This window comes from Flavobacterium sp. BFFFF1 (assembly GCF_002256285.1).
Taxonomy (GTDB): Bacteria; Bacteroidota; Bacteroidia; order Flavobacteriales; family Flavobacteriaceae; genus Flavobacterium.
Map to the genome: position 1 here is coordinate 170,178 of NZ_NKJE01000002.1, position 25,943 is coordinate 196,120.

17 protein-coding genes are annotated in these 25,943 nt (G+C 44.7%); 5 read left to right on the top strand and 12 right to left on the bottom strand.

Annotated elements, in window-relative coordinates; translation table 11 throughout:
• The 4 genes from bshC to CFE23_RS01895 all read right to left on the bottom strand — a co-directional run.
• Nucleotides 1-963, bottom strand: a 963-nt coding sequence (bshC, locus tag CFE23_RS01880; protein ID WP_291083184.1) for a bacillithiol biosynthesis cysteine-adding enzyme BshC, incomplete at its 3' end; no start/stop codon positions are given.
• Nucleotides 964-1,241: 278 nt separating this feature from the next.
• Nucleotides 1,242-2,870 (bottom strand): hypothetical protein, encoded by a 1,629-nt coding sequence (locus CFE23_RS01885; RefSeq protein WP_291083187.1) that lies wholly within the window; start codon nt 2,868-2,870, stop codon nt 1,242-1,244.
• A 1-nt stretch (nt 2,871) separates the two neighbouring features.
• A complete protein-coding gene (locus CFE23_RS01890; RefSeq protein ID WP_291083191.1) occupies nt 2,872-3,342 on the bottom strand; it encodes a T9SS type A sorting domain-containing protein in 471 nt (156 codons plus the stop codon).
• Between the two features lie 42 nt (nt 3,343-3,384).
• Entirely contained in the window at nt 3,385-7,914 is a 4,530-nt protein-coding gene (locus CFE23_RS01895) for a T9SS type B sorting domain-containing protein (protein ID WP_291083194.1), read from the bottom strand.
• 184 nt (nt 7,915-8,098) lie between these two features.
• Between CFE23_RS01895 and CFE23_RS01900 the strand changes: the two genes are divergently transcribed.
• On the top strand, nt 8,099-10,291 hold the full coding sequence (locus tag CFE23_RS01900; RefSeq protein WP_291083197.1) for a radical SAM protein: 2,193 nt from the start codon (nt 8,099-8,101) through the stop codon (nt 10,289-10,291).
• Here CFE23_RS01900 and CFE23_RS01905 read toward each other — a convergent pair whose 3' ends face one another.
• Nucleotides 10,292-10,729 carry a hypothetical protein gene (locus CFE23_RS01905; protein ID WP_291083200.1) on the bottom strand — a complete coding sequence of 146 codons (438 nt, stop codon included), beginning with the start codon at nt 10,727-10,729 and terminating at the stop codon, nt 10,292-10,294.
• Nucleotides 10,730-10,903: 174 nt separating this feature from the next.
• Between CFE23_RS01905 and CFE23_RS01910 the strand changes: the two genes are divergently transcribed.
• From CFE23_RS01910 to bglX, 3 genes are all read left to right on the top strand, one after another.
• Entirely contained in the window at nt 10,904-11,989 is a 1,086-nt protein-coding gene (locus tag CFE23_RS01910) for an SGNH/GDSL hydrolase family protein (protein WP_291083203.1), read from the top strand.
• Nucleotides 11,979-13,358 carry a sialate O-acetylesterase gene (locus CFE23_RS01915; protein ID WP_291083207.1) on the top strand — a complete coding sequence of 460 codons (1,380 nt, stop codon included), beginning with the start codon at nt 11,979-11,981 and terminating at the stop codon, nt 13,356-13,358. Before CFE23_RS01910 ends, CFE23_RS01915 begins: the two co-directional genes overlap by 11 nt.
• A gap of 133 nt (nt 13,359-13,491) precedes the next feature.
• The gene (bglX, locus tag CFE23_RS01920; RefSeq protein ID WP_291083210.1) at nt 13,492-15,771 is read left to right on the top strand and encodes a beta-glucosidase BglX; all 2,280 of its coding nucleotides are present in this window, start codon (nt 13,492-13,494) and stop codon (nt 15,769-15,771) included.
• A gap of 70 nt (nt 15,772-15,841) precedes the next feature.
• On the opposite strand, the gene CFE23_RS01925 is transcribed toward bglX, so the two are convergent.
• From CFE23_RS01925 to CFE23_RS01955, 7 genes are all read right to left on the bottom strand, one after another.
• Entirely contained in the window at nt 15,842-17,119 is a 1,278-nt protein-coding gene (locus CFE23_RS01925) for a cellulase family glycosylhydrolase (RefSeq protein ID WP_291083213.1), read from the bottom strand.
• Between the two features lie 152 nt (nt 17,120-17,271).
• A complete protein-coding gene (locus CFE23_RS01930) occupies nt 17,272-17,829 on the bottom strand; it encodes a carbohydrate binding domain-containing protein (protein WP_291083216.1) in 558 nt (185 codons plus the stop codon).
• A gap of 11 nt (nt 17,830-17,840) precedes the next feature.
• Nucleotides 17,841-19,067: a glycosyl hydrolase gene (locus tag CFE23_RS01935; protein WP_291083219.1), complete on the bottom strand. Its 1,227-nt coding sequence runs from the start codon at nt 19,065-19,067 to the stop codon at nt 17,841-17,843.
• Nucleotides 19,054-20,259, bottom strand: a complete 1,206-nt coding sequence (locus CFE23_RS01940; RefSeq protein ID WP_291083222.1) for an AGE family epimerase/isomerase — start codon at nt 20,257-20,259, stop codon at nt 19,054-19,056. Before CFE23_RS01940 ends, CFE23_RS01935 begins: the two co-directional genes overlap by 14 nt.
• Entirely contained in the window at nt 20,259-21,446 is a 1,188-nt protein-coding gene (locus tag CFE23_RS01945) for a glycosidase (protein WP_291083225.1), read from the bottom strand. Before CFE23_RS01945 ends, CFE23_RS01940 begins: the two co-directional genes overlap by 1 nt.
• A gap of 34 nt (nt 21,447-21,480) precedes the next feature.
• Nucleotides 21,481-23,406 carry a sodium:solute symporter family protein gene (locus CFE23_RS01950; RefSeq protein ID WP_291083228.1) on the bottom strand — a complete coding sequence of 642 codons (1,926 nt, stop codon included), beginning with the start codon at nt 23,404-23,406 and terminating at the stop codon, nt 21,481-21,483.
• A gap of 3 nt (nt 23,407-23,409) precedes the next feature.
• Nucleotides 23,410-24,555 carry a glycosyl hydrolase gene (locus CFE23_RS01955; protein WP_291083231.1) on the bottom strand — a complete coding sequence of 382 codons (1,146 nt, stop codon included), beginning with the start codon at nt 24,553-24,555 and terminating at the stop codon, nt 23,410-23,412.
• A 236-nt stretch (nt 24,556-24,791) separates the two neighbouring features.
• On the opposite strand from CFE23_RS01955, the gene CFE23_RS01960 reads away from it, so the two are divergent.
• A complete protein-coding gene (locus CFE23_RS01960) occupies nt 24,792-25,670 on the top strand; it encodes an AraC family transcriptional regulator (RefSeq protein WP_291083234.1) in 879 nt (292 codons plus the stop codon).
• The last annotated feature ends 273 nt before the right edge of the window (nt 25,671-25,943 follow it).

Below are 25,943 nucleotides of genomic sequence, written 5' to 3' on the forward strand. Positions count from 1 at the left end.
ACTGAATTTTTCAGGATGTTTATCCGCCAGATCAAAAATCTCTTCTTTTGAAAACCTTAAAGATGAGTTATTGATCACGTAAGTGTCGTTTTGAAAAATGATGCGTTCCCTTAGATTTTCCTCAAGATAGAAGAGATTTATCTCACGTGGATTTACCTGGATTGTATAGTCGCCCAAAGCAGCAATTGTTTCACTGACCTTGTAAAAAGAACTATTTTGCTGAAGTTCTGATTTGATGAAAGGGATAAAATTCTTTTTCAGTTCCCGCGAGTCTGCATCCAGAATGACCAGTCCGTACTCGCCAAACAATTCGTTCGCCAGAACGCGTGTGGCATCTGCCAGATTCTCCTGACCCAGGTAAGCATTTTGGAATAGCAGTCTGATTCTTTCAGCATTTATTCCCGGTCCCAGTTGCGTCGAGAAAATCTCGAAAAACTCGTCAAGCCCTTTATTCGAAAGACGTCCCACTGCGCCATCGCTGTCGCGGTGCCACCTGAATTTTTTACCCTTAAAATTAAAATAATTAATTTCCTCAAAATCATGGTCTTCTGTGGCCATCCAATAGATTGGTATGAAGTGATTTTCAGGATATTTTGCGCTTAATTCTTTTGCCAGGTTTATCGTTGAAACAATTTTGTATAGAAAGTACAATGGTCCCGTAAACAAATTGAGCTGATGTCCCGTGGTAACTGTGAAGGTATTCTGGTCCCCGAGGCTTGAAATGTTTGTCTGGGTTAATGCTGACATTTTGATTCCCGAATATTGCCGGATTAGTGTATCGACCAACACGACCCGGTTTGACTGTTCAAAATTCAGTTTTTTTTCAGCGATCTGCTGTCCGAAGTTTTCCAGTGTCGGGAAATGATTGTAAAACGGCTGTACTTGGGGTTCCTGGTTCAGGTAATCTACAATCAGTGGTGTAAAATATCCCGATTCCTGATAAGTGATACAGTCGTTTGGCATGGGTAGTGTTTGAAATTCCTGTAAAATTAGCAAAAATAAGCTTATCATCTGATGCGTTTGTAAATCCGTACCAATTACAGTGACCCTGATTAATCTCAGCTTATTTTTTAAAATGCTTTTCGACATCAGTGTTTCAGATCTGCGTATGATAGGCAAGCTAAATTGGTTTTCGGGAAACCGAAGCACTGAAGGACAAATAAAATGAAGTCGAAGAGATGTTAAATCGAAAAGGCTGCCTTCTTGGACAGCCTTCTGTTATGTATACGCTAAGAGAAAAGTTAGTCAGTGGTAACCGTATTTCCGGCATCAATCAGAGCCTGTTTATCGATGATTCCCTGCCCGGTTGGTGGCGCCGGAGGAGACTGTCCCTCAATCCACAATGTTTTTGATGAAGATGGGGTGGCGGCCGACACTTTACTTAAAATGTCGTTGATGACTGACGTGGGCAAGTGGTTGTTTCTTAAATCAATACGATTTCCTGCGCCGCCAACGGATGACAATACGGGCATGTCAAATATTGCCAGCTGGGGGTTGGATTCCACATTGCACTCTTTCAAAACAGATAGCATCGGTAAGTTTACCTGTTGAATATTCACGTTACCGAACAAACTGAAAGTGTCAACGCTTGTCAGCGAAGGCAATGTAAGTGATGTGATTCCGGTGTAGTAAAAGTTGACGTAAGCACATTGTTGCAGCGCCGGTAGGTTGACGGAGCTGAGTGCGGGGACAGACGATACATGCAGAGAACCGTCCGTAAATAGCGGAAAGTCCAGTTCGGTAATCAAACCGCCGGTAATTGAAATTCCTCCGGATTGAATCAAAGGAACGTTAAAAGTAGAAAGGTTGTCTCCGTCGATATACACGTTCCCCGAAGTAAATACCGGAAGATTGATTGTTGACAGTGCATCACTTCCATTGACAGTAAGTTGCCCACTTTGCATTACGTCCGCCTGAACGTTCGTTAGCGCAGGGTTAGCTTCGAAATTCACAAAACCAGAGGTTAAGACATCAAAATTCACCGAAGTAAGCGACGCATTGGCATTGAAGGTAAGGCTCGTGCCAATTAGCAATTGTGGAAAGGAAACGGTGGCCAACGATTGGTTTCCATTAAATTCCATTCGGCCACTGCTGCGGATCTTAGTTAATGAGGGAAACGCCAAAGTAACCATAGATTCATTGTTATAGAAAGCGAATAGTTTTGAAATGGTATTGAGCAGTGGCAAATCCAGCGAGGTCAACATCGGGTTTAAATCGATGATGGCGTCCCTGAAAATGGTGGTGAGGTGATTCAGATTGACCGAAGACAGTTGCTGGTTGGAAGATATGGTAAGATCCAATAATTGTGTAACCATGCTCAGGTCGACGGTGGTAAGCTGTGTCGTGTTTTCTATAATAATATTTTCAGTATTGCTGCCAAACTGTGCCTGTAGTTGTGCTGCGGCTTCGGCATCGGTGATATCACCTGTGATAAAAATGGTGGTTTTTCCCTGGTTTAAGCTGCTTCCGGAATATAATGCGTAAGGCACGCTGAGTAATTGGCTGGTTCCTACAATGGAATAATTGCTGCCGCCTTCCGGATCGGTTTCGGTTTTGATGAAATAGTTTCCGCCACCCCAGTTGATGGCTGAAAATGTTCCGGTAACCGGTGTACCGCCGCCAATTTCGATACTGGCTAAACCGTTTTCATTTGTTGTGGTGTTGTGTGTTTCCACGTAGACGGCTGTGCCTTCAGGTCCGTCTTTAACGATGCTGATGCGGATGCCTATGGGTGTATCTGTAACCAAATCGCCGGACGCGTTTCGGATGACGGACTGGTAGCTCATTTTCTGAGGTGCCTGGGCCTGAATAATTGCGGTAGTGAATACAAACAGGGCCACTAAAATTTGTTTGAAGTATTTTTGCATCATGTTATTTTTTGATGATTTTAAAGGTCTTTACTATTTTGTCTTGGTTGAAAACCTGGAGCAGGTAGATTCCCGCCGGATAGTCCTGCATGGAGACGGTGGTTTCTGTCGAATCCGCGTTTTGGGCTTGTATCAGGATTTTACCGGAGATATCGGTCAGGGAATAGGATAAAACCGCAACTTTTGGGTCCGTATTTTTTAACTTTAATATGTTGGTTACCGGATTTGGATAGGCCAACAACTGCAAATCAGGATGTTCGTCCGTTCCGAGTGCAATGATTTCATATGGCTGCTGTACGCCATCACTGATCAGATTTCCCTCCGGGCTTTTATAAGAAATTTGTCCGACAGAATAGCTGACTGTGCCACCCGAACCGGTTGCGCTTCCACCAGAAGCGACGGTGCTTTGTTGCGCCTGGCTGTTTTTTGCCCAGAGTAGGCATAAGAGTAGAATTGTCAAAGATAGGTGTTTCATAGCGGGTGAATTTGTCCAAATTTAATGCTTTATCTCTAACATTCAGCGCTTCAGTGTAAAATGTCCCCGGTGCTCTTTTCCATTGGCCCGCTTCACGACAAACCAATAGTCATCAGAAGGAACTGGATATCCATTAAATGTACCATCCCAGCCGGCGTCCTGACTGAAAAGTTGTTTCAAAAACTTGCCAAACCGGTCGAATATGGCAATTTCCAAACCGGGTTCAAAAGTTGAAAATTCAATTTTCCAGGTATCGTTTGTCCCGTCGCCGTTCGGGGTAAAAAAGTTAGCATACATCAACAAATATATATCCTGCGCGGTCACACCACAGCCGTTTTTGTCACGGATGAATACTTCGTGAATGCCGCTGTCAAGACCATAAAAATGGTTGTCGTCCTGATAGTGTATGTTGTCAAGCGAATATTCGTAATCTCCAATGCTGAAATTGGATAACAATACAGCCACACTGTTGTCATGCAATGTCCAATCGCTTGTGATGACCTCAGATACGGTGGCGGCATTTGAAGGGACTACGATAATTGTTTTGGTGGTGGAGCAAGTCACCGCGCCATGATCTTCAGTAACGGTGATATTGTAGTTGCCGGGTGTTTTTACTTTAATGGACTGCGTAGTGGCTCCCGTTGACCATACATAGCTGTCAAAACCAGCGTCGGCGGTTAGCGTCACCGTAGCGTTTTCACAAACAAAATAGTGGTCTGTCATTGTGATAAATGGTGAAGGAATCACGGTCAATGTGAGTTTTACGCTCTTATAGCAGCCATTTGGGGAAGTGACCCTCGTATAAATATAGTTTTCGCCGGGTTCAAGCCTGTAGTTCGTATTGTTGTTGATTTTTTCGGATGGAGACGCCGTTTCTGCGCCGTCAAATGTGTTGTAAAAGGTATAGTCATAGTCTTCGGGGTTGCTGGAATCAGTAATCAAGCCGAAAGTATAATCATTTAAGTCAACGTTTTCAAAGCCGTTATTAAGGTCGTCGCAGACCAACATCCCAAAATCAGCAGCCGGCGTCACGTAGTCACTTAGGGTAATCAGGACGTTCAACCGGACAGGGCTTTCACAACCATTGATCGTCTGGGAAGCGAAATATCGTTTTCCGTCGACTAACGGGATATCGGGTGTGAGCGGAACCGTAGCGCCGGCTGACTCAAACCATTGGATATTCTGGCCTTCAGCCTGCAGAAAAGCAACGGTTGGATTGTTAAAAATACAATACAGCTGGTTGTTGTCTCCTGCCGGAGTATTTGGAATTCCCGTCGGGTCACTGATATGCACATAGATTCCGCGCGATTCGCAACCAGTGGTATTTCGAACTTTAATAATGTAATAATCAGGCAATATCTGGCCACTGTCATTTGAGGACTGATAGGTATCGCCGCCATCGAAACTGTATTCATAACCTGCGACAGGTTCAAAAACAATCGTTCCTGTGGTCTCAAGGCAAAAAGGATCCGTTTTTGTATAAACCGGGTCTGGGAGATAAGGTTGGTATAAATATACTACGCTCGATCTGGAACGGCAATTGTTGGCGTCTTTGATCTGGACTTCGTAGGTGCCCGCGGGAAGATTTCCGAGAAAAGCGTCTGTTGTCCAGTTGTTCCCATCATCAAAGCTGTATTGTGCTGCGGACGTGGTTACCGAAATACTCCCTGTTGTTTCACAGGTAGGTTGAATTACCGTATATTGAGGGTAAGGCAGGAACACTTCGTATAGTCCAACATATTGGGTGTAAGAAACGCATCCCGAATTATTTTTTACCTGGACCAGGTACTCGTCTGGCATGAGAGCGGGAGACACTGCGCTGGTTCCCCAGGTGGTTCCGCCATCAAAACTGTATAAGTCGGCGACGGTAGTGATCGTGATGTATCCACCATTTCCGCAGCTGGGCTGTATCACCGTATAGTTAGGGTACGGCAGGTAGAATGTATCCAGGTAGGCATAGTTTTTTCTGGAAACACATCCAGCCGTATTTTTAATCATCAGTTGATAGGAACCTGCGGGTAATGACATCGTAGCCGTATCCACCCAGTTCATTCCGCCATCAAAACTGTAATAATCGGATGCTGTCGTGATTGTAATGCTTCCGTTAGTACCACAAGTCGGTTCAACGTAAGTGAAGTCGGGGTACGTATTTTTGAAATCCACAAGGTCAACGTACACATCGGCGGAGGTGCACCCCTGCGCATTTTTTATTTTGATCAGATACGTCTGGGCCAACGCGTTTTCCAACACATTGGTCGTCACCCAAGTTAGTCCGCCGTCAAAGCTAAACTCTGCAGCCGGAGTGGTAATGGTAATATTTCCGCCCTGATCGCACACTGGAGGAAGCGTGGTGAACGCCGGAGCATCTAAGAACTGCCCGTTCAGGATCACGCTGTTGAAATTGGAGATACATCCATACTGATTTTTGATCCGGATATTATAGGTTCCGGATGGCAGATTACCCTTGGTGTTAGTTGTTTCCCAGGTTAATCCATCGTCAAAACTGTATTCCGTAGCGCCGGGCTCTGTAATTGTAATGCTTCCCACGCCACCACAACTGGTGGGGTCAACGGAATCATAAGAAGGAAAGGACAACAGGAAGGCGACTATAGTCACGGGCGCGCTGTAGGAAATACACCCTGAAGCCGTCTTGACTTTTATATAATACGTTCCGGGAGCGAGGTTTGATTTTGAAGATACGCCAGACCAGGATGCGCCGTTATCAAAACTGTACTCCACTGCCGCAGAGGTCACGGCAATGGTTCCGGTGCTGATGAAGCAGTTCGGCTGTGTGATCTGAAGTGTAGGCTGCACTGCTACCTGGTTGGGCAATATCGTGACGCTCGCCACGCCGCTGCAACCTGTTGCGTCAGTGACCGTCACACTGTACGTGCCGGTATTGCTGACAGTGATGCTTTTCGTCGTCTGGTTATCATTCCAGAGATAACTGGCACCATCCGATGCAGTCAACACCGTGCTTCCCCCACAAACATTCAAAATGCCGCTAATATTAAAAGACGGATGCTTCACGATAAGCCCGAATGCGATTACCTTAAAACATCCTGCAGCGCCTGAAACCCTCAGGTATAGATTTTTGCTGACACTGTCGAACGCGTTAAAGTTTTGAATCGGATTCGTATTCGCTGCCGCGTCATTCCAAGTGTTAAAATAGCTGAAGTTCACGCCATTCTGTTGTCCCGCCGCAAGCACATTGATATTCTCCAGGTTGAAAATGGCTTTTCCATTTCCATCTGGATCACATTCGGAGAGGCTTGCAGGTTGTAATGGAATCGTGCAATTGCAATTCATGAAGGAAATATCGTAGCCCGGATTGGCATCGGGATCTGTTGCCGGACTAAAGTTTGTCCCCGTGCAGTCCGTCTGAACGACGCTGTAGTTTATAGTCACCGACACATTGTAATTGCCATTGGTCGTGTTTGGCAGATTCGCCTGGCCAATCTCAAAGCAGAAGCGGCGGTTTACCGTGTCAAATGATGAGGTTGCGGTAGTCGTATAGACCGGTGTGGGTGTATCATTGAACACTTTCAATTCAATTGATGCAACAGCTGCGGAGACGCCGCCCGAATTTGGAATCGTATAACTGCCGCAAACCGACAGCGGCATTGTAGGACAAATCTTGTACAACGGATCCAACTCGATGCTGCCCTGCGTATTCTCGTCTGAATGGATTAAACAAATGTCATCGATAAAGGTATATCCAAAGTGTGCCGATAACCCACATCGTGCTGCCATAAATTCGATCGTAAAATTTTCGTTGTTTGGAATCGAGGAAATGTCCAGCATGCCTACCTGCCAGTTTTTGGTGAACAATACGATCTGGTCGGCTTCAAGGTAAGGCGCCTGGGTAAAAATACAGTTAAAACGATCACCGATCAGGCAGAATTCGCTCACGACCTGTCCCGAGCTTCTTAAGACACGCACTTTAAAGTAAGGTTGGTTGTCATCATGGGCGCTGTCATCAATAATACTTTGCAGCACTGCCTTATAATTGAAAACCACGGCATTTTCATTATTGGTTTTAAAACGTTCACACCTTACAACACTCAGCGTATTGGGCGAATCCTTGAAATTTACTTTTAAGGCATATTGATCAAATGCCTGGATGTCGCCGATAAATTCATCGATATAGTTTGATGGAACGGTACTTGCCATCACATCGGTAATGGCAGGGTCATATTGTTCAATCAAAGTATTGGCAGCTACTGATGCCGATTTGCATTCTGTTGGAAATTCCGGCTCTGCAATGGCAAAACTGAAGTATTTGAGATAGTTTTTGTTATTGATGGTTTCAAACTCCTCGAATCCTCCATTCGAGCAAAGGTTTACCGGTGTGTTGTTAAGAGTAACCCTAGAAGGTTTCTGGATGGCTGTGCTTACGATGTCCAAAGAATCCAGGTAAGTTTTACGATCAACAGGATTCAGGATCAGTTTTCCCTGCCGGTTTTCCACCAATCGACTATTGGGTCGGATTGGTATTGGCTTTTCTGTGTGGCTTTGACCAAATGCGTTTAGCAGAAAAAAACTGCTAATCAGCAAAAAGATGTGTTTCATGGCGCATATTTACTTTCTGATTTCAAATATATGCCAAACGTTAAAAAAATTAACAAGTTGTGGAGGTTTTCTGTTTAAAAGCAAAAAAAATCTTTAAAAAGTAACGAAATGTAAGTAATTTCTTCGTTTAATCAAACGGCAAAATTGATGTAAAATAACGTAATTTTGTGCCCGGACAAATCCTATGACAAACGTACTTCTCATAACACCCCCTTTCACCCAGCTCAACACGCCCTATCCGGCGACCGCTTACATTAAAGGTTTTTTAAATACGAAGCAGATTTCGTCAGTACAGGCGGACCTCGGCATTGAAGTGATTTTGGAAATTTTTTCAGCAAAGGGGCTGACGGATTTGTTTTCGCTCATAGGTAACGCTTCCGCAGACAATACTCCGAATGTCCAAAGGATTGTCGCACTGAAAGACTACTATGTCAAGACCATCGATTCGGTCATGCTTTTTCTTCAGGGAAAAAACCCAACGCTGGCACTGCAGATTTGCCAGGAAGATTTTCTTCCGGAAGCGTCTCGTTTTGATCAGGTTGAAGAATTGGACTGGGCCTTTGGTACAATGGGGACACAGGACAAGGCGAAGCATCTCGCGACCTTGTATCTTGAGGATATTTCAGATTTAATCGTGGAATGTGTGGATGCTAATTTTGGCTTCAGCCGATACGCAGAAAGATTGGGACGCAGTGCCAGTTCGTTTGATGCGTTAAATGAGTCACTGCACGGAGCGCCGACGTATATTGACCGCATCTTATTTGAAATCCTAAAGACAAAATTCACGGAGATACAACCCACACATCTACTGATATCAGTGCCTTTTCCGGGCAACTTATACGCCGCATTTCGCTGTGCGCAGTGGACGAAGAAGCATTACCCTGATGTGATTGTAGCGATGGGAGGCGGTTTCCCAAATACAGAACTACGGTCATTATCAGATACGAGGGTTTTTGGTTTTGTGGATTATATCACGTTAGACGATGGCGAAGCACCGTTAGAGCAACTGTTTGCAAACCAAAACCTTCCGATAGAGCAACGAAAATACAAGCGCACGTTGTTGCTTGAAGATGGTAAAGTGATATATCGGAACAATTCTCCATTGCACGACTACAAGCAGTCCCAGGTCGGTACTCCTGATTACAGCGATTTACTGCTTGACAAATACATTTCAGTAATCGAAATCGTGAACCCAATGCACCGGATGTGGAGTGACGGGCGCTGGAACAAACTGACTATGGCCCATGGTTGTTACTGGGGCAAATGTACGTTTTGCGACATATCACTGGACTACATTAAAATATACGAGCCCGTCGCTGCCTCGTTGTTGTGCGACAGAATGGAAGAACTAATGGCACAAACGGGACAAAATGGCTTCCATTTTGTTGACGAAGCAGCACCACCCGCATTGATGCGTGCGGTAGCAATCGAAATCCTCAGGCGGAAACTTTCGGTGACCTGGTGGACCAATATCCGGTTTGAGAAAAGTTTCTCATCAGATTTATGCCAGTTGCTTCGTGCCTCAGGGTGCATCGCCGTTTCCGGCGGGCTGGAGGTCGCATCGGACAGGCTTCTGAAATTAATTGAAAAGGGCGTTACTGTGGAACAGGTGGCTAAAGTCACCCGGAATTTCACTGAATCCGGTATTATGGTTCATGCGTATCTGATGTACGGCTATCCGACACAAACCGTCCAGGAAACCATAGATAGCCTGGAAATGGTGCGGCAATTGTTTGAAGCCGGCGTACTGCAGTCGGGCTTTTGGCATCAGTTTGCGATGACGGCACACAGTCCGGTTGGATTGTATCCTGAGAAGTTTGGTGTAATCAAGGATACCCAAGCGGTGAATTCTTTTGCCAATAACGACATTGCCTACAAAGACAAAACGGGAATAAACCATGATAAATTTAGCTTTGGGCTGAAGAAATCGCTATTCAATTTTATGCATGGAATCTGTTTTGAATACCATTTACAGGATTGGTTTGATTTTAAAATCCCGGCGACTAAGATTCCACCTGATTTTATTTTTAACGCCATAGAAACGCAGGAGAATTTTACAATCAGGCCCAACGCAAAAGTATTGTGGATAGGAACGCAGCCGTCACTGGCTCATGTTACAAAGTCAAAAAAGGGAAAGACGTGGGAGTTGGCCGCATTGCGTTTTCACATGAAGAAAGAAGTGTTCGAAATCCCGTTGAGCAGGGAAGAAGGAGCGTGGCTTTTTGATTTGCTGAAAAAAATTCAGCCTGAAAACAGCCGCGTAATGACAATGGCAGAAGTGAAGTCAGATTTCGAAAAGAACCTGCCCGATTTTGAGTTATTTTGGTTCTCGAAGCCGATTCAGCAACTTCGGAAACAGGGACTATTGTGCCTTTAGTCAATTCTTATCTTGTTCCTGACTGTTCTCTGTTTTCTTTTTGCTGTTTTTTTTCTTATCCATTTTATCCTTTAAAGCCTGAAACTTTGCAAGTTGATCTTTATTTAAGAGCTCCTTTAGTTTTGCTTCCATTTTATCCTTTTCCAAATTCATTTTTTCGGACTTTCCAGTGTCAGGAATTTCTTCGGCACTGATGGATAACACTTTCTCTTTGTACTCCTGGATAATATTTTTTGTAGCAGCCTTCTGAAAATCATCAAGAGATAACTCTTTCGCCATTTTATCTGTCGATGCCTGCACGAAATCAAATTCACTCTTTTTGTCCTTATTTTTTGTTTGAAACTGTCCCGGTCCACCGATGCTGCGGTCCACGCCGCCATATTGCGCAACTGCAGACATTCCCATAAGCATCACAACAAAAAGAAAAATACCCCGCATAATCAAATGTTTTTAAGTACATTAAGCGTCAAATTTAGAACTAATCCGTAAATATCAGGTTGTGTATCCGTTAATTTTTTTGCAAAAGGTAAAATATCATTGGAGTTTGACATTATATGATATTTGCAAAATGGTATTAATGGTTATTTTTACCGAAACCATCTTTTGCAGTTTATGAAATTTAATCCGAGGATGCCATTAATGGTATTTTTTTTATTCGTTATCTTTCAAGGTCATGCGCAGGTTGCTGCGGTTCAGCTTCATGGCCGCGCGGAACGTATAGAGAACGAAACGGTACTTATCGGGTCCGCATCGTCAGTATCGTTTGCTTTTACAGGAGATTCGCTCAGTATTGAACTGGAAAGCAGGGATAGCCAACCGCATCATAATTATGTTTCGCTTGAACTTGACGGAGTATATCTGAAACGTTTAAAAATTGAGAAAGGCGCGAAACGATGGTACACCATTCCTGTCACGGGAAAATCAAACCACCGGCTTGTAATCTATAAAGCTACAGAAGCGGCAAATGGTACAGTAGTGTTTACTGGAGCCGATACAAAAATACTCGGCTTGCCGTCGACACAGTCAAGAAAGAAAATCGAGTTTATCGGAAATTCGATTACGTGCGGGATGGGCAATGATACTGCTGAAATCCCATGCGGGACGGGAGAATGGTACGACCAGCACAATGCTTATTGGGCTTATGGTCCGATCCTTTCCCGGAAACTGGACGCCGATTTCCTGTTAAGTTCGGTCTCGGGAATTGGGATGTACCGGAATTGGAATGACGAGCACGAGAAAGAGGCCATTATGCCGGAAGTTTACGAAAAATTATACTTGAGTAAAGATTCTGATAAGAAGTACGATTTTAGTTTTAAACCCGATTTAATTAGTATTTGCCTTGGTACAAATGACCTTTCTGACGGCGATGGTAAAAAGCCCCGGCTTCCTTTCAATGAAGAAAAATATGTGGCCAACTATATTGCGTTTGTTAAAATGATTTATACACACAATCCACAGGCGCGGTTGGTATTGCTTACGAGCCCGATGATTTCGGGTGAAAAGAATGCCACCTTCGTCAAATGCCTTGAGCGTGTGATTGCCGCTTTTGCAGGCGACAAAACCCATAAACCGATAGCCTTATTTGAATTCAAGCCTATGAAACCCAATGGCTGCGGCTACCATCCCGATAGGGAAGACCATAAGGTTATGGCCGCACAATTGGAATCGTTGTTTAAAAAATTATTGGATGAGAAATAAAGCTTTAATTTGGTTGTATATTTTGATGACGACTCCTTTTGCCATGGCCAATGTAACGCTTCCTTCCTTTTTTTTAGACAATATGGTGCTGCAACGCAACACAATAGTATCAATCTGGGGTTGGGGCAATCCAAACGAGGAGATCACGCTTACTACTGGCTGGGATCAAAAAGAATACAAAGTAAAGACAGGCAACCAGGCAAATTGGAAAGTCTCATTTGCCACACCGGAAGCAGGCGGACCACACACCATTGCCATAAAAGGTTACAATGAAATCGTCCTGAAAAATATACTGATCGGTGAGGTTTGGCTGTGTTCCGGGCAATCCAATATGGAAATGTCGGCGTCGTGGGGAATCAAAGACGGAGAACAGGAAACGGCAGCGGCAACCGACAGCAACATCCGTTTTTTTACCGTCGCAAAACATTCAGCAACGACACCTCAGGACAACCTTTTGGGTGCTTGGGAACCGTGTAGCCCTGAAACCATGAAGCACTTCAGTGCCGTGGGGTATTACTTTGCAAAAAGGCTGCGTAAGGAACTTAAGAATGTGCCAATTGGATTAATTTGTTCGGCCTGGGGCGGCACCCCTGCTGAGATCTGGATGCCGGAACACGTCGTCCAAAGTGATCCATTATTACGCGAGGCCGCACAAAAAATAAATCCGGAACAGTGGGGGCCGGAACAGCCGGGCCGCGCGTTTAATGCGATGATCCATCCGCTAGTCGGTTTTTGTATGGCAGGGGTGTTGTGGTATCAGGGCGAACGCAATGTGGGTGCTTCGAATTACGATAAGACGCTCGCAGCATTAATTGCCTCATGGCGGCAGCAATGGAAGCAGGATTTTCCTTTTTATATCGTTCAGATCGCCCCTTTCAACTATGGCAATAATGGCGAAGCCGCTGCGGTAATCCGGGAAGCACAGCGTAAAGTGGCTATGGGTGTCGGGAATTCAGGATTGGTGGTCACAAGCGATGTCGCTACCGTTGATGATATCCATCCGAAAGACAAGAAACCTGTAGGCGAAAGACTGGCGGGACTGGCGTTAAAAAATACGTACAACATTGAAACTGGAGTGGTCAATGGTCCGACATTTAGGGAAATAAAGATTGAGAAAGACAAGGTTGCCGTTTATTTTGACAATTCAGAGGGATTGTATGTTAAAGATAAAATGCCGACGCAGTTTGAAATAGCAGGGGTGGATAATATTTTTTATGCGGCTGATGCCAAGATAAAAAACAAGGCGGTCTGGTTGCATTCTGATAAGGTAAAACAACCTGTTAAGGTGCGCTATGGATGGAGCAACACGGCCTTGGCCTCGCTGTTCAATGGGGCAGGTTTGCCTGCATCGACATTTAGTTCCGAATAAAATACGGTTGGGTTAGGGGTAGAGGCGGTATCCTTTTTATGGCTGTGAGCGCCTTGGGTTACAGGGCACGTTAATCCATAAAAAGATAAAGCCGAAAGCCCGACCCGCAGGGGAACCCCAAAAAGAAATAAAAATGAAAACAAAATTGATGATTCCGGGGATTTTTTCCCTACTGACACTGACGAGTATGAACGCACAAAACAAAGCCCACCTGGACAAGACCAAACCCATTGAAACGCGTATTGACCTGCTGATGCACGAGATGACGCTCGAGGAAAAAATCGGGCAGATGAACCAGTACAATGGTTTTTGGGATGTGACGGGGCCTGCGCCTACGGGCGGTTCAGCCGAGTTGAAATATGAGCACCTGCGGAAAGGCTACGTCGGTTCGATGTTGTCCGTGCGCGGTGTGAAGAACGTGCGCGCCGTACAGAAAATCGCTGTTGAGGAAACCCGGCTGGGGATTCCGCTGATTATTGGGTTTGATGTAATCCATGGCTATAAGACGTTAAGCCCGATTCCGCTGGCGGAGGCCGCAAGCTGGGATATGGACGCGATTAAAAAGTCGGCGGCAGTGGCAGCAGATGAGGCATCCGCTTCCGGTATTGCCTGGACATTCGGGCCGATGGTCGATATTTCAAGGGATGCGCGCTGGGGCCGTGTAATGGAAGGCGCAGGCGAAGATCCGTATTTAGGGAGTAAGGTGGCCGAAGCACGTGTAAAAGGATTCCAGGGCGATAATTTTGCGGGGAACAACCATATTGCGGCGTGCGCAAAACATTTTGCAGCCTATGGTTTTGCCGAAGCGGGCAGAGATTACAACACCGTTGACATTAGCAATTCGACCTTGTACAATATTGTATTGCCACCGTTTGAAGCCGCTAAAAATGCCGGTGTACGAACGTTTATGAATTCGTTTAACATCCTGAACGGTGTGCCGGCAACGGGCAATGTGTTTTTACAGCGTGACATCCTCAAAGGCAAATGGCAGTTCGATGGATTTGTGGTTTCGGACTGGGCTTCGGTAAAGGAAATGGTATCGCACGGATATGCAAAAGATGGTGCGGAAGCCGCGATGAAAGCGGTTATTGCAGGATCGGACATGGACATGGAGGCGCATTTGTATGTCGAAGAGCTCGCCAAATTGGTGAAAGAAGGTAGAGTAGACGAGAAACTGATTGACGACGCGGTTAGGAGAATTTTAAGGGTGAAGTTTGAGCTAGGCTTGTTTGACGATCCGTATAAATTCTGTGATGAGAAAAGGGAAAAGGAAGTGATTGGCAGTAAAGCCAACCATGACGCGGTTTTGGATATGGCGATGAAATCGATCGTGTTGCTGAAGAACGAGAAGCAATTGCTTCCATTGAAGAAGGCCGGGCAAAAGATTGCGCTTATCGGCGCGCTGGCGAACGACAAAAACAGTCCGTTGGGCAGCTGGCGATTGGGATCTGATGATAACACTGCGGTGTCGGTACTCGAGGGCATGCAGGAATACAAGGGTAATGTGTTAACGTATGAAAAAGGCACAGACCTGACCGTTGGGAAAACGGCTTTTATCGACGAATTGAAATTTAACAACACGGATACAAGCGGATTTGAAGCGGCGGTAAAGGCTGCCAAGACTGCCGATGTCGTTGTGATGGTTCTGGGCGAGCACGGCTTCCAGAGTGGCGAGGGCAGGAGCAGGACGAACCTGGATTTGCCCGGCAACCAGCAGGCGTTGCTTGAGGCGGTGTATCAAGCGAATCCCAATATTGTATTGGTATTGAACAACGGGCGGCCATTGACCATTCCGTGGGCGGCAGAGCATATTCCTGCCATTGTGGAAGCCTGGCATTTAGGAACAGAAACGGGTAACGCCGTAGCGAAAGTGCTGTATGGCGACTACAATCCAAGCGGGAAACTGCCGATGTCCTTTCCGAGGAATGTAGGGCAGGTACCGATTTACTATAACAATTACAATACCGGACGTCCGGTAGACAGCGATAACAATGTGTTTTGGTCACATTATTCTGATGTGGAGAAAACGCCGCAGTATGCGTTTGGGTTTGGGTTGAGTTATACGACGTTTGCTTATAAAGACCTACAGGTTGCAAAAAGTTATGCAAAGGGTGAACCGGTAAAAGTCTCCATTACAGTTACCAATACGGGCGACTATGATGGCAAGGAAGTCGTACAGTTGTATATTCACGACCTGGCTGCCAGTTTAGCAAGACCGGTTAAGGAACTCAAAAGCTTTGAATTGACGTCGCTTAAAAAAGGGGAAAGCGGGTCAATCACCTTTACATTGACTGATAAGGAATTGGGATTCTACGATAATGATGGCAAATTCATTGTTGAACCGGGTGTCTTTAAGGTTATGGTTGGGGGAAGCTCTGACAAAACCATTGACTCGGCGTTTGAGATAAAATAGCGTTTGTTTCCTGATATTCCAATGATTTATCTAATTGGCGCTTATACCATTTTATAAATGGGCGTCACAATCAATTTCCTAAAGCTTCATTATAGGTTTTAATCGATTCCAATAGCTGGCTGTCTGAACCAAACACGGTATTCAATCCCTGTGGTTCCTGCGGTGGATCAGCGGTATAGGGATCGCCTATAGTCCATTTGCCTTGTTCATTTTTAGCAGCACCCTCTCCGCCAAATCCCCAAAAGTTGATGCCGCGCAGCGGGCCGTTTTCAAGTTTGCTTCTTTTCAGTGTTTCAAAGAAGAGGCTGTAAAATGCACGCCGATGGTTGTCGGGATTATTTGCGGAGAGACCCTCGTGTTCGCGTGGCAGGCCAAATTCTTCAATCACGATTGGGCGTCCCATTTTCTTAGCTGCAGCTACGTGTTCTTCGATGTAACTCGCAGTATTCTTTAGCGTGGCCGGCATGGTGGCATCAGCCTCTTCTGCGTTATACCAACTCCAGTTTTTCGGCCAGATGTGCATCGTAAGGTAATCGATCTTTGGGTTCGCGTGGGTACGGACATACGTTGCCAGATCGCCATTTGCGCCCATCCTTCCTTCGGAACCCGTACAAATGAGGTGGTTTTTATCCAGGCTGTCAATCAGATCGACGGTTTTGTTCAGCCAGTCGGTAAAGGCAGCTTCATTCTCAGGCGTAAAAACGCGGGGTTCATTGGCCACCTGCCACGCCATGATTGTGGGGTCATCGGTATATTTCTTTTTGGTATACCCGTTGGTCCGCCCAATGATAAACCGGATGTGTTTTTCCAAAGCTTCCTTGCACGGTTCACACGAGTGGAACTGCGCCACATAGGACATAAATTTGTCCCAGGTGTTAGCAGGACTTAGGTTGGGATTTGGGATAGGGCCTTTTCCATTCCATTCGAGGTATTGCGACATGCCTCCTGACCATTCCCAGTTGTTGGTCAGGTACAACACGGCCGTCATCTTCCTTTTTCCCATTTCAGAAAGCAGAAAGTCAAGCCCTGCCAATAAATCTTCATTGTATTTTCCCTGTGATGGCTGTAGCGGCTCGCGCACCGTAAAGTCATAGTTCCCTCCATCGGCACCCACCATCACCCGAAGGTTTGTAATACCGTATTTTTTCATCTCATCCAACTCCCGAAGCAATCTCGGGCGGTCACCGCTTTTAGCACCCAGCAACGCACCGTACCAGTAATTCGCCCCGACGTAGGAATAGTCTTTTCCATCTTTTACGAATTCAGTTCCTTTGACAGCGACAAATTGCTGCGCGTTTGTGAGTTGTATCGCAAAAGCCAATAGCAAAAGCGTAATTGATTTTCTCATAATTTTTATTTTTTTGGCAGCATATCCTGCTATCGCCTTTATCTTTTTATCAGCGTTTTCGGTACGCTTTTGCAAAGCGTTCGCAAACCGAAATTAAAAAGGATACCGGCTCTATCAGGGCTGCAGTTCCAACGTAAAATTAGCTTTTTTTGTTATTGTTTAACTGCTGCCGCTTCCATGGCCTTGTTGTATTGTTCGAGTGTCATTGCAATAGCTTTCACATCGTCAAAAAACAGAGTGCCATTGGTTTTTCCCAATGCCAGCAAAATTCTTATTTTTTTGGCCTCTTCAGGAAGTCTTACGACCTTTTTATATAGTACCCATTCGGTAGTGCCGGTAACGTTGGCGACGCTTTCATAACGGATATTTTGTTCTCCCGCAGTCAAGAGTTCTACATTCATCAGTCCCGTATTGTAGGCCTCTGCCTGCACTTCAATTGCCTCTGCCTTGATCCAGACACTGAATTCAATCGCAGCAGTATTTTTCGGAAGATTAATAATCTGGTCGATGCCTTTCCATTCGGCACCGACATATTGTACGATCATGCCGCTGTTCGCGCCACTTTTTTTATTGTACGGACTTAGTGTGGCTGCGTCGCCGCGCCAAAAGTCAGTATTGTTGTCGAAGCCACCGTTTAACACGATGTTTTTTTGCGCTTGGATGCCGCCAGAAAAAACGAGAACCATAAATAATAATAAAGTTGATTTCATATCATTTGAATTTATTGCGGTAAGGTGTACATTGCTGGTAGCTTGTCCAATAATGCAGATTTAGACTTCAGGCAGAAAACGGTGAAGTCGGCGGCATTCGACGCAGCTGGCGTTGGAACATAATATCCGTCCTGGTTGTTGGTCCAGAACATCACAAATGATACGGATAGGTTTTGGCTGGTCAGCACGCTGTATAAATCTGTCGCAAACCATCCATTTACGGGCGGAATGGATGCGGTGACGCGATAGCCGGTTTCGGTCAACGCTGCAATTTTAACTTTCGTAGTGGCGAGATCGCAGACCATCTTCAACTTGTTATTGGCACGTGTCACGCCGGCTGTTCCCTGGTTTGCCAGGTCGCCGTAATTATCCATTCCGAGTACATCCACATAACCGTCACCGGGATAGCGGCTCAGGTAATTTGTAGCAGTGGAATACGAATTGTCAGGTGAAAAAGCATAGAGTACGTTATGTACTCCTTTCGTGTTTTTTAGGTAGTCCACGGTAAATTGAAAGGCTGTTTTGTATTCTTCCGGTGTGCAATAGCCGGCGCCCCACCAGAACCAATTGCCGTCAAATTCGTGGAACGGACGAAAAATTACCGGAATCAGTTTACCGGAGTTGTCTCTTAAATCATTAAAAACAGACGCCACTTTGTCCAGCTTTTGTTTATACCATTCATGGTTGTTGCCGCCGGGAAGGATACTTTTGAACGCCGTAGCTTTTTCATCGGCGGTCATATCGGCTGCATAAAAGGAGTCTTCATGATTTGGTTCGCGAAGATGCCAGCAAAAAATATTAATCATTCCTTTGGAGTAGGCCTGCTTGACATCATTCGTGATTTTCACTTCCTGCTGCTGAAACCAGTTTTCAGGCTGGCCATTGTTGTTTTTATCGGTGATAAACATAAAATCGGAACCCAGCAATGCAGGGTCTTTACCGGTGGTTTTCTTAATATCGGAGTCACCTGTGTTGTTTTGGTAAAATCCATTGAACGCATCCTGCTGGCCAATAGCAAACTTTGTTTTTGACAGTTTCTTCAGGTTGTAGAACAGCGCGACGGTTTCATCGGTGGCATTTGCATCGACCATGTAAGAACGTGCATTGGCGGTTGTCAGTGGATCCGTGGGTGTAACGGGATCGGGATTGTCCGTTTGAGTGTCGTTATCTCCTGATGAGGAGCAGGAAAGCAACCCGCCAATCAGGATTAATGTAAAAATCAGGCTATACTTTTTCATATTCATATTTTTTAATCCGTTGAATCAATTCTAAACATGCGCGCCCGTTGTGATAAGGACATTTCCAAAAACCGGCCTTGTCTTTTTGGATTGGTGAATAATCGGCATAAACACCCCAAATCCATTCACCGTTGGAATGATCGATAACGTATTTTTTGATAAAATCCCAGTTGCTGTACACGATGTTGAGGTATTTTTCGTCCCGAGTCAATTCATAGGCATTGAAGAAACCAATCATTAATTCAGCCTGGGGCCACCAATGTTTTTCTTCAATAAGCTGATTGGCATCCGGATCGAATTCATACCATAAACCACCATCTTCATCAATGCCTTCCAATGTGGCATCGGTCAGCAGCAGCGCGTACTTTTTATATCTTTCAATCAAGGGCGCGTTTTCAGTGGTTTGGGCACATTGTTGTAATAACCAGGCCGCTTCAATGTCGTGCCCGTAGGAAACTACATCGGGTTTTTCAATCCAGTTTTCGTCAAAGAACAGGCGCAAATGGCCGTTTTCGGTGTTTATAAAATGGATTTCAATCGTTTCGAGCAATTCTGTAATCTTATGTTTGAGATCCGTATTCGGCCACACCTTATACAGGTTTGCATACGCTTCGACGATATGCAGGTGGGTGTTCATGGTCTTTTTCTCGTTGGCATCCTTTTCGCTGAGCCGCAGGTCATCGATGGTTTTCCAATCGGAGGTGAATGCTTCGAGATAACCTTTCTTTAATGGATCAAAACTATATTTTTCAATGCTTTCATAGAGTTTGATGGCCAATTCAAGTGCGTCCTTGTCTTTTGAAACCGCGTAAAATTCGGTTAAGCCATATATTGTAAAGGCGAGTGCGTAAATCTGGTTTTTGGTGTCTTTTGGACTACCGTCCGCATTCACGCTCCAATAGATACCCTGATCAGTTTTGTTGTAAAAATACGTCTCAATGAAGGCAAAGGCACGTTTTGCGGTTTTCAGACATTCCGGTTTATTGTTATATTGGAATGCGGCAGCAAACGTCCATAGGATCCGCGCGTTTAATACTGCCCCTTTTTCGGCACGATGGTGCTTGTGATTATTATAATCAACCTGCCCGATAAAGCCGCCATTTTCAAAATCCTGGCATTCGTCAAGCCAATAGCTTAAGATATTTTCCAGTGCTGCATCAAGCTCTTTTTTCAATGTGGCGGTAGTCATCATTACAACAAATCCCTGTTTCGGTTTACCTGGCTGATGATGGTATTTACAGATCCAGCAGAGGTATAGGTATCTTCCGGAGTATTAATCACGTAATCGATAAGTTTTTCAACCGAGGAAACGGCCACATGCATCCGGGTGTCTGACGAAGCGTAATAGATGTATACGGTCCCGTCGTCATCTGCAATCCACCCATTGGAAAATAGGACGTTTGAGACATCGCCGACGCGTTCTTCGTTTTCCGGCGCCATAAAATGTCCGGCGGGAATGTGTGTTACTTTGGAAATATCATGCAGGTCAGTCATAAACATATACAACGTATACCTTAAACCTGCCGCGGTATTCCTAACGCCATGCGCCAGGTGCAACCAACCTTGTTCTGTTTTTATGGGCGCAGGACCGAGGCCATTCTTGAGCTCATAGATGGTATGGTATTGCTTGCCGTAGATAATCTTTTCATCTTCCACGATCGGATTTTCCATGTCAGTAATAAATCCGAGCCCGATTCCGCCCCCATTACCGACGTCAATGAAACCGTCTTGCGGGCGTGTGTACAGCGCGTATTTGCCATTTACGAATTCCGGATGCAGCACAACATTTCTTTGCTGGCCGGTATTCGAGATCAGGTCAGGAAGCCTTTCCCAGTGCAGTAAGTCTTTGGTGCGCGCGATACCGGCATTGGCTATTGCGGAACTCGTATCGGTTTTTGATGCTTTTGGATCCTTTCTTTCCGTACAGAAAATGCCGTAAATCCAACCATCCTGATGGGCCGTGAGGCGCATATCGTAAACATTGGTATCTGGTTCAGCGGTTTCAGGAATGACGCAGGGGGTTTCCCAGAACTTAAAATTGTCCACGCCATTCGGACTTTCCGCAATGGCGATGAACGATTTCCTGTCGGCACCTTCCACGCGAACCGCCAGGATGTATTTTCCGTTCCATTTCATGGCCCCTGCATTAAATGCTGCGTTGATCCCGATGCGTTCCATCCCGTGCGGATTGGTTTTGGCATTCAGGTCATAACGCCAGGACAAAGGCGTATGTGCAGCAGTAACAACAGGGTTTATGTACCTTGAGAATATTCCGTTTGAGTTAACAGCTGGAGTATTTTGTTGCTCGAGCAATTCCGTATGTTTTTTCATCAGGACATCGAAGTTGTGTATTTTCTGTATTTGATCGGTATTCGTCATATCGTTATTTATAACTTATAATTTGGGTATGTTTTTAATAGTCTGCAAGGCGTTTCCACCAGGTATTTCTCATAATCAGCACGATGATTACCAGTAAGGCAAGTACAATCCCGAACGGCGTCCAATGGGAAATAATGAAATACATTGGCAGCAGTGTCAACAGGATTTGCCCTGCGATTCCTAATCCTATATTCAGCATATTGATTCCGAAATTCTTATTTCTCTGGATGTTTGGATTTTCGGCTTTGGCAATCTCATGGATCGGTTTCCAGAATCCCCAGGGACGGACGGACGTGTAAAAATTAACCAGTGTTTCCTGGTTTGTAGGTGGTGCGGTATAAGATCCAATGATACACGCAATGAGTTGGATTACGATAAATACTGGAAAAAAATAGAGCATACGGGTCCCGTCAAAGTAATTTGTAATGCCGCAAACCGAAAGGGCAGGAGGGATGGCACTCGCTATGATTCCGGCGAGCATGCCATAGAAATAGCCATTTGCGTTAAATCGCCACCAATACCATTTCAGCACGTTTGCGCAGACAAATCCGCCGTAAAGCCCCGCTGTGATGATATTAAAAATCATATTCACATCTTTTATCAACAAACCAAGGCCTACGCCGAGCATCACCATTAATGCACCGGACAAATAGCCAACGTTGATAATTTGCTTTCGCTCCGCTTCGGGTTTGATGTATTTCAGGTAGATGTCGTTTACAATGTAGGCCTGACCGGCATTTAGCGTTCCGGAGAAGTTGCTCATAAACGCGCCAAGGAAACCAGCAAGTACCAGTCCGACAAGTCCCACGGGCAGGTATTTATTGATGACGGCGGGCATGATGCTTTCAAAATTGACGCCATCGGCGGTGTGGTGCAGGTCAAGATCCTTGAAATACAATACCCCTAAAATACACAATCCCATAGTCATAAAATACCTTATTGGTAAAAGGATAATGGAAATGAATCCACTCATTTTACTGGCTTCTTCGGGCGATTTTGTGCTTAAGATTTTCTGGCAGTCATAATTTGGCGCTGGTCCCGCAAGGCTTTTTAACACACCGGAGAAGAACATCATGCTGACAATCGCGGAGAATAATTTGTAACCGTCTTTTTGCAGCTTCACCTGGGCATCGACAAGGATTTCGTCCCAGTTGAGCCCCAGCTCCTTTCCGAACAAAGGACTATCCCAACCCAACGGCAATCTGTCTAAAATGACAATATCCGAATTGGAAAGGTGGGTCATGGCGATGACACCTACGCAGATGGAGCAGAAGATCATGATCATGTACTTGATGAAATCGGCGAGAACGATACCGTGCATACCGCCAATAATGCTGTAAAATGTCGCGACAATACAAATGCTGACGCCGTAAAACTGCGCGGTGGTGTTTTTCGCGGCGTATAATGCCGTTTCATAGTCTGGCGTGCCAATCGTTAACGTTTCAAGGTGTTTGTCTAAAAAGGGAAACACCTCTTTTACCGATTCATAAGGAATGAAGATCTCAAGGAATTCACCGACGCCCACAAACGCGTACGCCATATACCCAATGCACAGCATCAGGGCAAATACCACTACAATGGCATGGCTTTGGCGAACCCCTTTATCGCTCAGGCCAAATCGTGTGCCGAGCCATTCAGCGCCAGTGGTCGCGTTACTGCGGCGCAGCCATTTGCTCAGGAACACCATCAGGAACACCTGGTTGAAGACAGGCCACATCCACGGAATCCATACGCTTTTAAATCCGTAGAGGAATGCCATCGAGACCAGCAGCATTGTTCCGGAAATATCAAACATATCGCTCGCATCGCTTAGTCCAAGCATATACCAAGGCAGTTTTTTCCCACCCATTAGGTAATTGTCTTTGCTTTTTTTGGCGCGGTTTTTCATGATAAAGCCAATCGCAATCATCAGGATGAAATAGGCGGCAATTATGATAAGGTCAATTGAGGATAATTTCATCGTTTATTTTTTATAAAGTGAAAGCGCTTTGGCATCTTTTTCGAAAAAAGTATTGGGAAGGTTGTAAAAGTCAACAAAATCCTCTTCAGAAACCTGTCCCTTGTATGGTGCATAGTAGTGCATGTGGGGTGGATTCATCCATTCGTTCCAGCCGTGGTTACGCCAAACCAATACATAGGAGATCTTGTATTGGCCAATGGCTTTCACCAGGGTATCCGTCCACCATTTTTCATACGGAATTTGTTCCAAACCCGTTTCCGCGAGCGCGATAAGCTTGTGCTGCTCTTTTGCAATATCGTCGATGATGGCAAATTGCTTCTGGCACTTTTGGATGAATGAGGTGTCTTCAGGTTTAGGCGGCGAATATTCGTAGGTATCAAAACTCAGCACATCCGCGTAATCTGCACCGGGATAATATTCCAGGAAGTCGGCCCTGGATACAAAATCCGAAGTATTGTATACGTAGATCAGGTTGTGAAGGCCTTTCATCCGGTAGTAGTCCACTGTGAATTTCCATAATGCCTTAAATTGCTCGGGCGATCCATTGTTTTTGCACCACCAGAACCAATCACCGGTAAGTTCATGAAAGGGGCGGTATAAGATTGGGATTAATTTTCCTTTATCGTCTTTTAGCGTGAGCATAAATTTAGCCGCTTCGTCAAGCCAGGACTTGTATTTTTCGTGGCTTGCTCCTCCGGGAAGTACTGATTCCATAGATTTCGGAGTGGTGTCCCAGGCATTTTTTCCTGTTAAAGGATTGTCTAAATGCCAGCTTAAGGTAATGATACCGCCACGTTTTTTTCCGTCGATGATGAATTGCCGCATTTTATCGAAAGGAATGCCGTCGAGGTTCTTGTCGGATTTTTTTTCGAGACCGCCCAAATCCCATCCATACACGCCGGGATAGTCGCCCGTAACATCTTTGACATCGCTGCGGCCTGGCTCATAGCGCCAGTTTACACCATAGGCGAGGTCATCCTGGTGTCCGAAAAGAAACCCCGATTGCGCGGTCTTCTGCAGATTGTAGTACAGTGTGATGGCTTCTTCGGTGGCATTCTTATCACAAAGTGGATTTATAGTTGTTTGGGCTATGCCAGCGCACCCCTGTAAAAAAGCCATAAGAAGTATGGGAAGTGAGTATTTTATCATAGCTGCGGGGAACGGTTGGTTAGTTTAGACTTTCAGACTTAAAAAGGAAGATAACTCCTCTGAATAATTATTAAAAATATAAAAATTAAGATTTTAAAAATCAACCTTCTTGCACATCACACTGATTTTTGCGAATCTGATAATTATATTTTCAAAGATAAAGTTAGAGTCCAACCAAGGTTAATATTATTTTATCAATTATATATCATATTATTGCAATGAAAAATCAACCATTTATGAGTAGCCAGAAAAATTTTTACAGGGAAATCGCGCCATTGTCTGCCGGAGACAGTTTTTTAGTGTTCGACAGGGTTAAAGATAATTTTGACTTCCCTGTGCATTATCATCCGGAATTTGAGATCAATTTTATATTGAATGGTAAGGGTGTGAAACGCGTTGTGGGCGATAATATTGAAGAAATTTCAGATGTGGAACTGGTTTTAATCGGACCAAATCTTTACCACGGCTGGGAGCTGCACAAATGCAGGAACAAGCAGATTCATGAGATTACCATACAGTTCCACAATGATTTATTTCATGAATCGTTGCTTTCCCGGAGGATCATGAATCCCATTCGGGATATGTTCAACCGTTCCATACATGGAATTTTGTTTTCAGAGAAGGTCGCTACGGAACTTACGCCGCGGTTGGTGAAAATCTCCAAGCTGGACGGAATGGATTATTTCCTGGAGATTATTTCCCTGCTTTATGACCTGGCCAACAGCAGGAACCAAAGGCTTTTGTCTACGTATACCGTCGATTACGACACATTCGATGACTATGATAAAATGAAATTGGTGTACGAATATGTGCAGAAGAATTTCTCGGAAAAGATTACGCTGGAGGACTTATCAAATGTGGCTACGATGAGTACTATTTCTTTCAACAGGTTCATCAAAAAGCGTACGGGAAAAACATTCGTTGACTATGTGAACAACATCCGGGTAGGGTATGCAGCACGTTGGTTGGTTGAAAAAGACCTTAGTATTTCGGAAATTGCGTTCAAGTCCGGTTTCAATAATATTGCCAATTTTAATAGAAACTTTAAGGAGATAAAAAAATGCACTCCAAGCCAGTACAGGGATGATTTCTCGGGTTTAAAACGCATCCTGTGATTTTTTGCGAGTCCTTTATCTAAAGGCATTCCACTCGAAAACGATTGAGATTTCAGGTTTTCGGGATTACATAATTTACAATACTGCAAAATTCACCTATATATATTACCATATGCGTAATATATAAGGTAAATTTTTGTGTATTATTGGTACGCAATCGATATAAAGTCAAAATATTATCATTAAATGATATAATAATATTAATTAGATGTTTAGTCGTGTTATAGATTTGTTAAATATTAAAACAAATAAAAACTCAAACTTTGAATGATT